At 35.5% G+C, this 14148-nt stretch carries 13 protein-coding genes; all 13 read left to right on the forward strand.

The features are described 5' to 3' along the window. Window positions 1–16: 16 nt before the first annotated feature. The 13 genes from RTE01_RS06225 to gndA all read left to right on the forward strand — a co-directional run bounded on the left by RTE01_RS06225 (window position 17) and on the right by gndA (window position 14134). Complete coding sequence (locus tag RTE01_RS06225) at window positions 17–1171, forward strand: O-antigen ligase family protein (protein ID WP_134527009.1); 1155 nt, start codon at window positions 17–19, stop codon at window positions 1169–1171. Beyond that, the gene (locus RTE01_RS06230) at window positions 1158–2117 is read left to right on the forward strand and encodes a glycosyltransferase family 2 protein (RefSeq protein ID WP_134527006.1); all 960 of its coding nucleotides are present in this window, start codon (window positions 1158–1160) and stop codon (window positions 2115–2117) included. Before RTE01_RS06225 ends, RTE01_RS06230 begins: the two co-directional genes overlap by 14 nt. Beyond that, the gene (locus RTE01_RS06235) at window positions 2092–2817 is read left to right on the forward strand and encodes a WecB/TagA/CpsF family glycosyltransferase (protein ID WP_134527003.1); all 726 of its coding nucleotides are present in this window, start codon (window positions 2092–2094) and stop codon (window positions 2815–2817) included. The genes RTE01_RS06230 and RTE01_RS06235 overlap by 26 nt, the downstream gene beginning before the upstream one ends. Window positions 2818–2880: 63 nt before the next feature. Then, on the forward strand, window positions 2881–4062 hold the full coding sequence (locus RTE01_RS06240; protein WP_134527000.1) for a right-handed parallel beta-helix repeat-containing protein: 1182 nt from the start codon (window positions 2881–2883) through the stop codon (window positions 4060–4062). 72 nt (window positions 4063–4134) lie between these two features. After that, entirely contained in the window at window positions 4135–5451 is a 1317-nt protein-coding gene (locus tag RTE01_RS06245; RefSeq protein WP_134526995.1) for a flippase, read from the forward strand. After that, on the forward strand, window positions 5448–6626 hold the full coding sequence (locus tag RTE01_RS06250; protein ID WP_141334813.1) for a polysaccharide pyruvyl transferase family protein: 1179 nt from the start codon (window positions 5448–5450) through the stop codon (window positions 6624–6626). The genes RTE01_RS06245 and RTE01_RS06250 overlap by 4 nt, the downstream gene beginning before the upstream one ends. A gap of 56 nt (window positions 6627–6682) precedes the next feature. After that, window positions 6683–7537, forward strand: coding sequence for a glycosyltransferase family 2 protein (locus RTE01_RS06255; RefSeq protein ID WP_141334815.1), 855 nt, complete (start codon window positions 6683–6685; stop codon window positions 7535–7537). Window positions 7538–7676: 139 nt separating this feature from the next. Then, complete coding sequence (gene wcaJ, locus RTE01_RS06260) at window positions 7677–9074, forward strand: undecaprenyl-phosphate glucose phosphotransferase (protein WP_141334817.1); 1398 nt, start codon at window positions 7677–7679, stop codon at window positions 9072–9074. Between the two features lie 38 nt (window positions 9075–9112). Then, the gene (gene rfbB, locus RTE01_RS06265; RefSeq protein WP_134526989.1) at window positions 9113–10177 is read left to right on the forward strand and encodes a dTDP-glucose 4,6-dehydratase; all 1065 of its coding nucleotides are present in this window, start codon (window positions 9113–9115) and stop codon (window positions 10175–10177) included. A 21-nt stretch (window positions 10178–10198) separates the two neighbouring features. Next, window positions 10199–11068, forward strand: a complete 870-nt coding sequence (gene rfbA, locus RTE01_RS06270) for a glucose-1-phosphate thymidylyltransferase RfbA (protein WP_134526986.1) — start codon at window positions 10199–10201, stop codon at window positions 11066–11068. A 1-nt stretch (window position 11069) separates the two neighbouring features. After that, window positions 11070–11606 carry a dTDP-4-dehydrorhamnose 3,5-epimerase gene (rfbC, locus tag RTE01_RS06275; RefSeq protein ID WP_134526983.1) on the forward strand — a complete coding sequence of 179 codons (537 nt, stop codon included), beginning with the start codon at window positions 11070–11072 and terminating at the stop codon, window positions 11604–11606. After that, window positions 11603–12457: a dTDP-4-dehydrorhamnose reductase gene (rfbD, locus tag RTE01_RS06280; protein WP_134526980.1), complete on the forward strand. Its 855-nt coding sequence runs from the start codon at window positions 11603–11605 to the stop codon at window positions 12455–12457. Before rfbC ends, rfbD begins: the two co-directional genes overlap by 4 nt. Window positions 12458–12727: 270 nt before the next feature. After that, window positions 12728–14134: an NADP-dependent phosphogluconate dehydrogenase gene (gndA, locus tag RTE01_RS06285; RefSeq protein WP_123551675.1), complete on the forward strand. Its 1407-nt coding sequence runs from the start codon at window positions 12728–12730 to the stop codon at window positions 14132–14134. The last annotated feature ends 14 nt before the right edge of the window (window positions 14135–14148 follow it).

Raw genomic sequence — 14148 nt, forward strand, 5'->3', positions numbered from 1 at the left:
AAAATGAGATGATTTCATGTTGGTCAATGGTTTTGGAACTACAAATAAATGCGAGAGCTTCACAATATGGAGTATTGTGATTCTGAGTGTTTTAGGTGCAACATATACAGCAAAATTGTTACCAATTTCTGAAACAGGATTGCTTGAAGTTATTTTCTTGCTGTCCTCCGCGCTGGCTTTAATTACAACTGGAATAAACAAAAGTGCAATGTTTATTTCAAATGCTTTTTTAATTTATCTCTTTTATTCTTTCGTTACAGTAACACTGATAACGCATGCCAATTTGTTGGATTTTATTCAGGCATATAAATCTTACTATTACTTCATACTACTTGGCGTTTTTTATAAGAAAGCGATTTTCTCAGAAAAGGTCGTGGAAAGGCTTTTTAAGTTTCTTTTATTTGTTTTTATCGTTAAATATAGTTTTGATAAATTCGCATTGAAAATTGATAGACCAACAGTACTTATAGAGAATAACTTCGAACTGATATTACTGATACTGCTTTATTACTATGTAAATATAATAAAAAAAGATGCAAATATAATAAACACTCTACTTATGCTTGTGGTTTGTATAATTTCTGGCTCTCGCTCCTCATTGATTGCAATGATGATAGCTATTCTATTTTCGTTTGACCGTCGATTAGATATTAAAAAAATAGTAATGATGACTTTGGTGCCACTAGCGGTACTAGGGGTTTATATGATATTTCAGGCGCGGTTAGAAGATTCTGGTGGTAGTTCCTACGAACAGATCGATAGATATAGATTTTTTTTGGAGTTTCTTTCATCAACATCTGAGTGGCCTTGGTGGAAGTTTTTTACAGGCTCTACGGCATTGACTCCATTATCTGCCATATCATGTGGAAATTTATCATATTATCACCTTCTTTTCAGTTATGCTGGTGATGGGAAATGCTATTCCGTAATATTACATTCATTTTTACTTCGCGTTATATATGATCATGGTATTTTTGGATTTGTCGTACTCTTAATAGTTTTAAATTTATTTTTGAATAAATTCTCCCTAAAAAATAAATTTTGTATTATCGCTATCTTAATGGCTACCGCAATGTCAGTTTCGTCATTAAATAATGTTTATGTATCATTAGCATTAGTTTTCTTTATCGGTGCTGAAAAAAATTATAGGGTAACAAATGGAACAACTTAAAGAAAATGTCAAGGAACCATTTACTATAGTAATACCGAATTATAAAAGAATTAATGAGTTAATAAGAGCTATTGATAGCATTAGAGAACAAGAAAATTATGATTCATTAGTTCATCAAATAATAATTGTGGACGATAAAAGTGAAAACATTGAAGATATTGAAAATGCATTGAAAATTTTTAGCGATGATAAAATTTTTTTAGTAAAAAACTCCTTTAAAAGTAATGCTGCAGCAACACGTAATCAAGGCGCCAGGTTAGCTCAAACTGAATGGGTATGCTTACTTGACTCTGATGATGCATTTACAAATAACAAACTTCAGTTACTAGTAGATAAAATAGGTAGTAAGGCTGATGTTTATTATAATAAAGCTATAGTCTATTTTGATGAAAAGATTGAAGATGTAGTACCACATAGGCCCAAAAAACCAGATGAAAAAATATCTGAGTATTTATTTGTTAGTGATGAATATATGCAGACATCAACACTAACTATTAAAAGAAGTTTCTTTGAAGATAGTGGTTTCAATGAAAAATATATTCGACACCAAGACTATGATCTATGCTTAACGTTTGATGATAAGAAAATGATGGTAGAATATGCTGATTTTATTGGTACTAAAATATTCTGGAATTCTAAAGAAAGACCAAATGAAAAGGGAGAGTCATTTCAGTATTCTCTGAATTGGCTTGAAGAGAACAGGTATCGAATCACTGAAAAAGCGTATCAGAAATTTTATTTTAAATTCATTGTGTTGAAATCTGCAAGAAGTGGTTTAAAAAAACTCAGCATCAAAAACTTCCTTAAATTAAATATTAAAACACTTCATATTAAACAAATTATAATTTATTCAATAGTAATTATTATACCTAGCAATCTGCAGCGAACACTTTATATGATGTATAAAAAGGCTAAAATTAATGCAGCTAAATTCAAATCCGGTTAAAGAATTATCCAAAAAAATACCACAAACTGAATTTCATATAGAAAATAACAAAGGTATTAATACATTTCTAAATTGTTATTCCTATTATGTATATCGAAAAATAGCAAACAGCTATCAAAGTTTCGATAAAATTTATTGTGATGGTATCTTGTTCCAAAAAATGGTAGGGCTTATTGGTATCAAAACTAAAAGGATTAGTTTTGATATGACTTCACTTGCACCAGAAGTTTTCGGGCATGCTGAACGGAATCTTAACACCGTCGCAATCATAGGTAGTGAGGATAAATATCTGCAAAAAGCCATTTTGGAAATAAAAAATAATTTCCCAAAATTGGATATAATTGAATCCAGGAATGGATTTTTTAATTCAAAGGAAGAACGCACTGATTATTTGGAGAAACTATCTGGAATAAATCCTGATATTATTATTGTTGGAATGGGAACTCCTTTGCAAGATTATTTTTTGACAGATATAAAGGATAAAGGTTGGGAAGGAGTTGGTTATACTTGTGGTGGTTTTATTCATCAAACTGCGAGTAAAGGAACTGTTTATTATCCAAAGCTTATTGATAAATATAATCTAAGATGGCTTTACAGGATATATGATGAACCAAAATTGTTTAAACGATATTTCATTTACTATCCATTGTCCATAGCGCTATTCTACTATGATTATGTCAGAGGTAAATTTAACAAATAATGCAAATGCAGTCATAATGTATGAAAGTATATCACTTCAAAGACTAATTAATAGGAAATTGTCATGCTGGATATTACAAAAAGAAATTTTTTAAAGTTTGTATCTTTACTTAGTACCCAGCTTGTTTTACCTAATAAAGTTTTTTCAGCTACAGAAGGTGATCTTGATTCAGTTACATCAGCTCAGCTATTTCCAAGCAATATTGCTGGGAAAATGACAAGTTTACATGATTACATGTCTCCAGAAGAATTAGAAGATGCAAATAGTGACAATCCACATCGAGACCATTCTGCAGCGTTAAAAAAAGCGCTGCAAAATACATCTTTTTTATATCTACCTGCAGTAAAAGGAGCATACCGCTTCAAAGATGTGGAATTACCTGATGGCGTTTGGTTAATAGGGAATTCCAAATTACCATATATGGGAAGTCAATCTTCTAAGTTGATAGGGTGTGGTTCATCTATTATTATGGCTGAAGGGGGGACATGCATATTTAAATATAATAATAATGTGACGCTTTTCGGTTTAGCTCTATATGGGAATGAGAAACTTGATAGCGATGGGGTCACGTTTGCTAACACAGAAGTAGGCAAACTTTCTAATTTGCGTTTTTTATATTGTGGTTTCTACGGTTTCAGAATCGCAATCGGGAATAAAAATAAGTATATTAAGGTAGATGTAAATAACTGTGTTATTTCTGCTAATAAAGTTGGAGTATACAATATTGTCGACTCAAAAGTATTTGGTGGAAGTATTAATGGGAATATGGCAGATGGTATATTATTAAATAAAGGCGCAAATGACAATACTTTCTTAAATGTAAAAGTTGAATGGAATGATGGAAGTAATTTTAAATTTATAAACTCAGTAAACAATATTATTTCTTCTTGCATTAGTGATCGCGCAGGACAATATGGTATATATTTGAATAGCTCTCAGGTTGTTATTGACTCTTCAGTATTTAGACGTAACTCTGCAAAAATTAGTAATGATGAAAAGTCTGGACATGTATTGTTAACAGGTGAGAGAACGTCAGCCTTGATAAGGAGTATAAAAACAGTTATAGGCCGCGATGATGATAAGAGTGGTAAGGTATCCCCTAAGTATGGAATTGTATGTCAAGGAGAAAGTTCGGCTATGAAGCTAATTGTCTCTGATAGTGATCTTACAGGTGTTACGGGCAGCTCATTCAACTTTTCTGTTAAACCAGATATATTCAAAAACACAAATAATATAACTAAATAATATTCATTTAATAATTAAAGTCCCGATAAAGAATACTATATTGGTCTTGTCGGTTAACTAGGAAAGAAATGTATGTCGATAACTAGAAGCAAACCCTTGCTGAATATGATTTGGCTATCAGGTGATAGCATTATACGCTTGGGGTTCGGGTTCTTAATTAGCGTTTGGCTAGCTCGTTATATGGGGCCGAATGAGTTTGGATTATATAATTATGCCATTGCTATAATTGCTATTTTCACTGCAGTGGCATCACTTGGGATGAATGGTGTTACTGTTAGAGAATTGGTAAGCAAACCTGATAATTCAGATGTTATTATGGGAAGTTCTTTCCTTTTACAAATTTCTGGCAGTATTCTAGCCTGCTTTTTAGTAGTTATTTTTACCTTGCTACTGCGACCACATGAATATGATGTTCTACTTGTTGTTGTAATAATGTTACCTTCTGTATTATTTAGATCTAGTGATATTATAAAGTATTGGTTTGAATCAAATGTAACGTCAAAGCATACGGTAATAGCACAGAATATAGCATTCTTTATAAGTTGCGCTCTTAAGATTACAGTTATTTTATTAAAAGGCTCATATTTATTAATATCTCTTACGGTTTCTATCGAAGCATTATTCGTTGCAATTATCTTGTTTTATATTTATTATAAGAAAACTTCTAAAATAAAATGGAAAGTTGACTCGAAAGAATGTAAACAACTACTTTCACAAAGTTGGCCTTTGATTTTTTCTGGTTTAGCATTGATGCTTTATATGCGAATGGATCAAATCATGATCGGGAATTTAATCGATAATACAGCTGTTGGTGTATATTCTGTTGCTGTTAAAATGATAGAGGTATGGTATTTTTTTCCAATTGCTATAGTTTCTTCCTTTTTCCCGAAGATTATTAAATCAAAAGAGAAAGGTGAAGAGGTATATAATGCCAAAATGCAATTATTATATGATGCTCTTGTGATAATCGGACTCTTATTAGCAATATTCATAACATTTGTTTCTAGTTATATAATTATTTTTTTCTTCGGTGAGAAATATTCTTCTTCTATTGATGTTATTAAAATATACGCATGGGTTAGTATATTTTATTTTCTAAGTTCGGCAAGTGGACGATGGTATATAAATGAAAAGTTGCAAATGTTCGCTCTAACTAGAAATCTTTTAGGCTTATTAGTTGGTGCTGCTTTGAATTATATATTAATACCTATATATGGGATTGTAGGATCCGCATACGCGACCTTAATTGCATATTTTTGTGCAGCTTATCTTTTTGATGTATCTAATAGGAAAACACGAATTTCATTTTATCAAAAATCCAAAGCATTATGGATCCCTGGTGCTATTTTTCGCTTGAGAAAATCATTGTTGAATAAAGGTTTAGTATGATCGCAAAACACAAGGTAAAAGAAATAATATTGTATGGTGCGTTTGATAGATATAACTATGGCGACAATTTAATGCCCATATTAATGGAAATGTATTTAGTACGTTTTCATGCCAATGCGGTTAAAAACTATAATATCTCTTTTGCATCTATCAAATCATCAGATTTAACAAAGTATGAATGTAAAAAAACTTTGCCAATCACAGAATTTTTAAATGCAGAGGATGGATCTGTTTTAATTGTTGTTGGAGGTGAAGTACTTAGCGCCGATGTTGTCGGATTATTCACTCATGTACAAAAAAATCCATTACATGCAAAGCTTATCCGCGCCGGAAATAAACTATTTCCACAGCTTATAAAGAATATCGCAAAACAGAATTATGGCGCCATATGGGATTATCCATATATACCTCAAATCAATTCTTTCAAAAATAAAGTCAAAGTCATATATAATACAGTTGGTGGTATTCCTTATCCATCACAAAAAGAAAATATAACTAATGCAGCATATATTTCATCTAGGGATGAAAGAACATACAATGCTGTTTCGTCAATGGTTCCTACCGAATTAGTCCCTGATTCTGTCTTAATGGTTTCATCGTTAATTGATTTTGATTTCTTAGAAAATCATGTGCGATTAGAAATTAAAAATTTAGTCAAGTCCAAAAAAATCATTACGGTTCAAGCTTGTCCTTACAAGGTACAATTTACATATCAGGAAATGGCTCGAGAACTAGATTTGATAGCCTCTACTAGTGATGTTCAGCCAGTTCTATTACCTATTGGGTATGCGAGTGGACATGACGATGTTGTTTTTCTTCAGAAGGTTAAAGATGCTTCGTTATCTGGGCTTGCAATATATGATGATCTTTCTGTATGGGAAATTATGTATATGATCGCTAGCTCCGAAGCATTCTATGGTACTAGTTTGCATGGGGTGATTACTGCAATGTCCTTCGGAGTTCCTCATTACTGCATTAATCATGATATTAAAAAATTAGTTTCTTTTTTGAAAACATGGAGTATTTATCCATATAATGAATCGATCGCGGTTACTGATATTGCGTCAACTTTAAAGTATGATCATAGTAGTAGACGTTCTGAACTACTCAATACCGTAGAAGAATCTAAAAAAAGAATATTCGAAAGTCTAAATAAAATATCTGCAATTTTATAACCCCCCGTGCTGGGGACATTGTAAAATGTCTATTGAGAAACATGGCAGGTTAGTACATGAATGCTTTAATTATTGCAGTAATTTATAATAAAAAAATCAACAATTCTCAGACACTAAATTCATTATTAGATGCACTCGAGGTCGATGCGCATCTCTTGATATTCAATAATGGGCCAAGAGTCCTAGAAACAGACGATGAAACTTATATTGGTCTAAAAAATAAATTTAATGGGAAAGTTTTTGTTCAAGAAGATTTAAGCAACAGACCCTTAAGCGTGTTGTATAATTATGCAATAGATGAATATAGTGGTTACAGCTATTATTGCCTTTTTGATGACGATACAAATATTCCAGTCGATTATTTTGTAGAAATTGAGAAAGCTAAAAACCTCCATCCTGTTGATCTAATGTTACCAGTTATTCGCTCAGTAAGTGATGATGTCGTGCACTATCCATTAATTAACAATCAACCAACTGACACAAAAGGCGTCTTGTCTTCTGAGAAAACCGTTTTTTCAATTGGCTCAGGACTTACAATATTTAATTCATTAATTGAGTGTTTCAAAAATAATAATCTAAAATTATTCGATGAAAGATATGCTTTTTATGGTGTTGACTTCAGTTTATTTAGAAGAATTAAACGAATTCAAAAGGAGGGGGCAACTATCAATATTGCAGTCGTATCCTCATTGTCACACTCTTTAGCGAAGACCAAAAAAGTCAAAGAGAATTGGCGTAAGTGTGAAATAACGATAGATCAAGCGTTAACAACGAAGTTTTATGGAAAGACTCCTTTTGATATATTGTTCGTCATTGCAAAAAAATTATTGAAATTGGATTTTAATAATGCTTTGTTAGCATTTAAAACATATAGTAAAGGTTATCATCCGCGGTCAAAGAAATACATGTGACTTCTCTTATAAATTTATCTCCATTAAATTTAATTGTACTGTCAAGTCAATCTCTGTAGTTAACACCTTGTAATTTCTAAGCATGTGGTTACGGTACAGCATATAAATATATTCCATTTTAGGTCTGAAAGAGTAAAATATGGCGATATTACATTATCGTTCGCGCTCAAATGCGAATGCTTCACTAATTTCGGTTTTACAACGCTTTTCAGATATAATAATTATTTTTTTATCTTTATATCTGGTTTGTTTATTTCACAAAATGCAGTTCAATTATCAAGCTTTAATGATTGCTCTATTGGTATTGGTCATTTTTCAAATGATTGGCGGAATTACAGATTTCTATCGCTCTTGGCGAGGAGTGAAATTTTCAGCAGAAATAATATTGATTTTGCAAAACTGGACTTTGAGCCTTATATTAACTATGGGAGTAACCTCTTTTCAAGAGACCTTTGAGATCGGGATTGATATCTTTTTCCAATGGTATTTGATTGTTGCCTTAGGTTTTGTATCTTGTCGGTCATTGATTCGTTTTTTATCAGGGGTTTTACGCAAGTTAGGATATAACACACGGCGCATTGCTTTGGCTGGATCTATGCCCGCTGGTGTTAACTTAATAAAAAGTTTTACCGATGAACCTTGGCTTGGATTTATCGTAAAAGGTATTTATGATGATGAATTTTTTGAATCTAAGGATGGTATTGATTATATCGGTAACTTTGATATGTTAGTACAGGATGCAAGGGAAGGAAAGCTAGATCGTATATATATAGCTATGAGTATGAGTAACGAAAATACGATGAAAGAGCTTGTTCGTAAACTAACCGATACGACATGTTCCGTTCTTTTCATCCCAGACCTTTTCACATTCAACATTCTTCAGTCCCGTACAGAAGAAATTAATGGTGTACCTGTTGTTCCGCTTTTTGATACTCCATTGAACGGAATTAACATGGTTTTTAAAAGGCTCGAGGATATAATCTTTTCTTTAATAATTATTTTGTTAATCTCCCCAGTGCTATTTTGCATCGCATGTGCAGTTAAAATATCATCACCTGGGCCGGTTATTTTCCGTCAAATACGATATGGTATGGATGGTAAGCCGATAAAGGTATGGAAGTTTCGTTCTATGAAAGTCATGGAAAATGATGATAAAGTTATACAAGCAACAAAGAATGACTTCCGTGTTACAACAGTTGGTAAATTTCTTCGAAGTACCTCTTTAGATGAACTCCCTCAATTTTTTAATGTTTTATTTGGCCAGATGTCTGTTGTAGGTCCGCGACCTCATGCTGTTGCACATAATGAGCAATATAGGAAACTAATTCAAGGTTATAAGTTACGGCATAAAGTGAAGCCTGGTATTACAGGTCTTGCTCAAATAAATGGTTGGCGTGGAGAAACAGATACTCTTGAAAAAATGGAGAAAAGAATTGAGTATGACTTGCTTTATATTAGAGGTTGGAGTATCTGGCTAGATGTTAAAATTATATTCTTAACCATTTTCAAGGGTTTTATTAACAAATCCGCATATTAATGATTTATAATTATATTATTTTATAAAAAGAGGATGTAATGAAAATTTTGATCACCGGTGGTGCTGGGTTTATTGGGTCTGCAGTAGCAAGATATATTATTAATGAAACTGATAATGAAATTATTATTGTAGATGCTTTGACTTATGCTGGTAATTTAGAATCACTTCATACTATATCTAACAATTCACGTTTTCACTTCGAAAATATAAATATTTGTGATCGCATATCATTAGATCGTGTTTTTAGTGAGTATAAACCAAATGCCGTGATGCACCTTGCTGCAGAGAGTCACGTCGATCGTTCAATCGATGGCCCATCTGCTTTTATTGAGACTAATATTCTTGGGACCTATACTTTATTGGAGTCTACGAGAGAGTATTGGAATAATCTTGATAGTGTTGCAAAAAAAGACTTTCGTTTTCATCATATCTCGACAGATGAGGTCTTCGGTGACCTTCATGGAAGCAATGATTTATTTACAGAGACAACTCCTTATGCGCCAAGTAGTCCTTACTCTGCGTCTAAGGCATCCAGTGATCATTTAGTTAGGGCATGGTTACGTACTTATGGTATGCCGACCATGATCACTAATTGCTCAAACAACTACGGGCCTTATCATTTCCCAGAAAAATTGATCCCACTAATTATTTTGAATGCACTAGATGGCAAACCTTTGCCTGTTTATGGTAATGGTGGACAAATTCGTGATTGGTTGTATGTGGATGATCATGCTCGTGCGCTTTACACCGTTGTAACTAACGGCCAAGTTGGAGAAACTTACAATATCGGGGGACATAATGAACGTAAAAATATTGATGTTGTTACCACTATCTGTAACTTACTTGAGGAATTGGTTCCAACTAAACCTGATGGCGTAGCAAAATATTCCGATTTGATTACATATGTTGTTGACCGTCCTGGCCATGATATGCGTTATGCTATTGATGCCAGTAAAATTGAAACTGAATTGGGTTGGAAACCACAAGAAACGTTCGAAAGTGGTATCCGAAAAACGGTGCAGTGGTATTTATCAAACGTTGACTGGTGGAGTCGTGTCAAAGATGGGTCCTATGCAGGCGAACGTTTGGGCATTTCTCAGTAATTATAGATAGGAAAATCCGAAATGAAAGGTATTGTTTTAGCTGGAGGGTCCGGCACTCGTTTATATCCACTAACCCAAGGAACATCTAAACAGTTAATGCCAATCTATGATAAACCTATGGTTTATTATCCTATTTCAGTTCTTATGTTAGCTGGCATCAGAGATATTCTTATAATTTCAACTCCCGATGATATGCCAGCCTTCAAACGACTACTTGGGGATGGTAGTCAGTTTGGAATTACTTTTAGTTATGCAATACAACCAAGTCCTGATGGTTTAGCTCAAGCTTTTCTGATCGGAGAGGAATTTATTGCTGGCGATTCTTGCGCTTTAGTTCTGGGAGATAATATTTACTTTGGTGAAAGCTTTGGCCGTAAGCTGGAAAATGTTGTAATGCGTACTGACGGAGCTACTGTTTTTGGTTATCAAGTTATGGATCCTGAACGTTTTGGGGTCGTAGCGTTTGATGATGAGAACCGCGCTGTTTCGCTTGAGGAGAAACCTACAAAACCTAAATCAAACTGGGCAGTTACTGGTTTATATTTTTATGACAATAATGTTGTGGAAATGGCCAAGAAAGTAAAACCGTCGGAGCGTGGTGAACTTGAAATTACGACTCTTAACGAAATGTATTTAGAGCAGGGTAATTTACATGTCGAGAAACTTGGACGCGGTTTTGCTTGGTTAGATACAGGTACACACGAAAGTCTGCTTGAGGCATCGCAATTTATTCATACAATTGAGCAACGCCAGGGATTTAAAGTTGCTTGCCTTGAGGAAATAGCTTATCGCAAAGGATGGCTATCTAAAGAAGATGTGCTTGCACAAGCGAAAGTGTTATCAAAGACACAATATGGAAAATATTTGCAAATGCTAGCTGAGGAAAGTTAATATGCATATTGTTGAAACACGTATTCCTGACGTTAAGATTATTCAACCTAAAGTTTTTGGTGACGATCGAGGTTTTTTCCTAGAAACTTTTGAAAGAAAACGTTATCAAGAATTACTACATATTGATCTTGAATTTGTTCAGGATAATCACTCTCGCTCTTCTCAAGGTGTTTTACGTGGTTTGCATTTTCAGAATCAAAATCCGCAAGGTAAACTGGTACGAGTAGTCCGTGGTACTGTATTTGACGTTGCTGTTGATATCCGTCCTGAATCACAAACATTTGGTCAGTGGGAAGGTGTTATTCTTTCAGAAGAGAATAAAACACAATTTTGGGTGCCACCGGGACTTGCTCATGGTTTTGTCGTATTATCGGATGTTGCTGATTTTGAGTATAAATGTACGGATTATTATAATCCTTTATATGAAAGTTGCCTTATCTGGAATGATCCGGAAATTGGTATCGAATGGCCAATAGATAACCCTTTATTATCTGACAAAGATAAAAAAGGAAAAACACTGAAGGAACTTTTCCCATGAGAGTTTTATTGACTGGTGCTAATGGGCAACTTGGTCATTGTTTTCAGGATCGTCTTCCGAAAGAATGGGAGATCTGGCCGACAAATACTCATGAGCTTGATATTACTGATTGTGATGCTGTTTTAGCTGCCGTAGGAAGCTATCAACCTGATATTATTGTTAATGCTGCTGCCTACACTGCCGTTGATAAAGCTGAAACGGATATTGAATCTGCTGATCTTGTGAATCATCGTGGTCCACACCATCTTGCATTTGCTGCAAAAAAATATAACTCTCGATTTATTCACGTTTCTACTGACTATGTCTTTGATGGTAATGCTACTGTTCCTTACACGGAAAGGGATCGTACTAATCCTCTTGGTGTATATGGAAAAACAAAACTTGATGGAGAGAAGGTTGTAATTGAAGAGCTACCACAATCTATCATTATACGGACTGCATGGGTATTTAGCGAGTATGGTAATAACTTTGTAAGGACTATGTTACGTCTGGGGCTTGAGCGTGAAAGCATAGGGATTGTTGGTGATCAGCGTGGTTGCCCAACATATGCTGGTGATATTGCCAATGCAATCATTGAACTAATCAATGCTCAGGCTACCGGTGGTGTTTATCATTACTGCGGAGATAGGGGCGTTTCATGGTTCGAATTTGCAAAGGAAATTTTCGATTCAGCCAAATATGCTGGTAAATTGAGCAAAATTCCAGATGTTAATGCGATCACGACGGATTGCTATCCTACAGCGGCTAAAAGACCTCTCTTTTCAATTCTTGATACAACAAAAATTCAAAAATTAGGTGTTTTACCTTCTAACTGGCGCATGGCCATTGGTGATGTGGTTGCAAAGTTATAAATCAATTTCGTGTTGTTATACAAAACCTTACTATCTATTTTGACATGGGCAATTTAGTTGGTGTGTCATTCTGTGCGCTTTAGTAATTATCCCATTGCTGAATGATTAGTTGTAGTTTTCGCGAACGGGAATCAAAATATATACATGGTATTTGACATTCTAGTGTGGCCTTAATTTTTAGGCTATGCGCCTCACCTGCTTTGAGCTAACATAATCATCACATTTAAGCTGCGAGCGTGTCGCAGTGACCACACCAGACAGGAGTATGTAATGTCCAAGCAACAGATCGGGGTTGTCGGTATGGCAGTGATGGGGCGCAATCTTGCGCTCAACATCGAAAGTCGTGGTTATACCGTCTCTGTTTTCAACCGCTCCCGTGAAAAGACTGAGGAAGTGATTGCCGAGAACCCTGGCAAGAAACTGGTCCCGCATTATACAGTCAAAGAGTTTGTTGAATCCCTCGAAACTCCGCGCCGCATCCTGTTAATGGTCAAAGCGGGTGCCGGCACTGATAGTGCGATCGATTCTCTCAAACCGTATCTGGATAAAGGAGACATCATCATTGATGGTGGTAACACCTTCTTCCAGGACACCATCCGCCGCAATCGTGAACTGTCTGCTGATGGTTTTAACTTCATAGGTACCGGTGTTTCTGGCGGAGAAGAGGGCGCACTTAAAGGCCCATCCATTATGCCTGGCGGTCAGAAGGAAGCCTATGAGCTGGTAGCGCCAATCCTTGAGCAGATCGCCGCCCGAGCGGAAGATGGGGAGCCTTGTGTTGCCTATATTGGTGCTGATGGTGCAGGCCACTATGTGAAAATGGTTCATAACGGCATTGAATACGGCGACATGCAGCTCATTGCAGAAGCGTACGCTTTGCTGAAAGGTGGTCTGGCCCTTTCTAATGAAGAGCTGGCTACAACCTTCACTGAGTGGAATCAAGGTGAGTTAAGCAGCTACCTGATAGATATTACTAAAGACATCTTCACTAAAAAAGATGAAGAAGGTAAATACCTGGTTGACGTGATTCTTGATGAAGCGGCCAACAAAGGTACAGGTAAATGGACTAGCCAGAGTTCTCTGGATCTGGGAGAACCTCTATCCCTAATCACTGAGTCCGTATTCGCTCGCTACATCTCTTCTCTGAAAGATCAGCGTGTTGCCGCTTCTAAAGTGTTGACTGGTCCACAGGCGCAACCGGCTAGTGATAAAGCAGAATTTATCGAGAAAGTGCGTCGTGCTCTTTATCTGGGTAAAATTGTTTCCTATGCGCAGGGCTTCTCTCAGCTGCGTGCTGCATCTAATGAATACAGCTGGGACCTGAACTACGGCGAGATTGCTAAAATCTTCCGTGCTGGCTGCATCATTCGTGCCCAGTTCCTGCAGAAAATCACAGATGCTTACGAAGAGAATGCAGGGATTGCTAACCTGTTACTGGCACCGTACTTCAAACAGATTGCTGATGAGTATCAGCAGGCGCTGCGTGATGTCGTTGCATATGCTGTGCAGAATGGTATTCCGGTACCAACTTTCTCTGCTGCTATCGCATACTACGACAGCTATCGCTCTGCGGTTCTGCCGGCTAACCTGATTCAGGCTCAACGTGATTATTTTGGTGCGCATACTTATAAGCGTACCGATAAAGAAGGTGTATTCCATACCGAGTGGATGGAATAATCACAGCTTGTTAA

Origin of the sequence: Klebsiella terrigena, assembly GCF_006539725.1 — a bacterium.
Taxonomy (GTDB): Bacteria; Pseudomonadota; Gammaproteobacteria; order Enterobacterales; family Enterobacteriaceae; genus Klebsiella; species Klebsiella terrigena.

What these genes read in the sequence shown, in the direction of transcription:
- RTE01_RS06235 (WP_134527003.1), top strand. Translation starts at nt 2,092, where the DNA reads ATGCAGCTAAATTCAAATCCGGTTAAAGAATTATCCAAAAAAATACCA.
- RTE01_RS06240 (WP_134527000.1), top strand. Translation starts at nt 2,881, where the DNA reads ATGCTGGATATTACAAAAAGAAATTTTTTAAAGTTTGTATCTTTACTT.
- rfbD (WP_134526980.1), top strand. Translation starts at nt 11,603, where the DNA reads ATGAGAGTTTTATTGACTGGTGCTAATGGGCAACTTGGTCATTGTTTT.
- rfbB (WP_134526989.1), top strand. Translation starts at nt 9,113, where the DNA reads ATGAAAATTTTGATCACCGGTGGTGCTGGGTTTATTGGGTCTGCAGTA.
- RTE01_RS06225 (WP_134527009.1), top strand. Translation starts at nt 17, where the DNA reads ATGTTGGTCAATGGTTTTGGAACTACAAATAAATGCGAGAGCTTCACA.
- rfbA (WP_134526986.1), top strand. Translation starts at nt 10,199, where the DNA reads ATGAAAGGTATTGTTTTAGCTGGAGGGTCCGGCACTCGTTTATATCCA.
- wcaJ (WP_141334817.1), top strand. Translation starts at nt 7,677, where the DNA reads ATGGCGATATTACATTATCGTTCGCGCTCAAATGCGAATGCTTCACTA.
- RTE01_RS06245 (WP_134526995.1), top strand. Translation starts at nt 4,135, where the DNA reads ATGTCGATAACTAGAAGCAAACCCTTGCTGAATATGATTTGGCTATCA.
- rfbC (WP_134526983.1), top strand. Translation starts at nt 11,070, where the DNA reads ATGCATATTGTTGAAACACGTATTCCTGACGTTAAGATTATTCAACCT.
- RTE01_RS06255 (WP_141334815.1), top strand. Translation starts at nt 6,683, where the DNA reads ATGAATGCTTTAATTATTGCAGTAATTTATAATAAAAAAATCAACAAT.
- gndA (WP_123551675.1), top strand. Translation starts at nt 12,728, where the DNA reads ATGTCCAAGCAACAGATCGGGGTTGTCGGTATGGCAGTGATGGGGCGC.
- RTE01_RS06230 (WP_134527006.1), top strand. Translation starts at nt 1,158, where the DNA reads ATGGAACAACTTAAAGAAAATGTCAAGGAACCATTTACTATAGTAATA.
- RTE01_RS06250 (WP_141334813.1), top strand. Translation starts at nt 5,448, where the DNA reads ATGATCGCAAAACACAAGGTAAAAGAAATAATATTGTATGGTGCGTTT.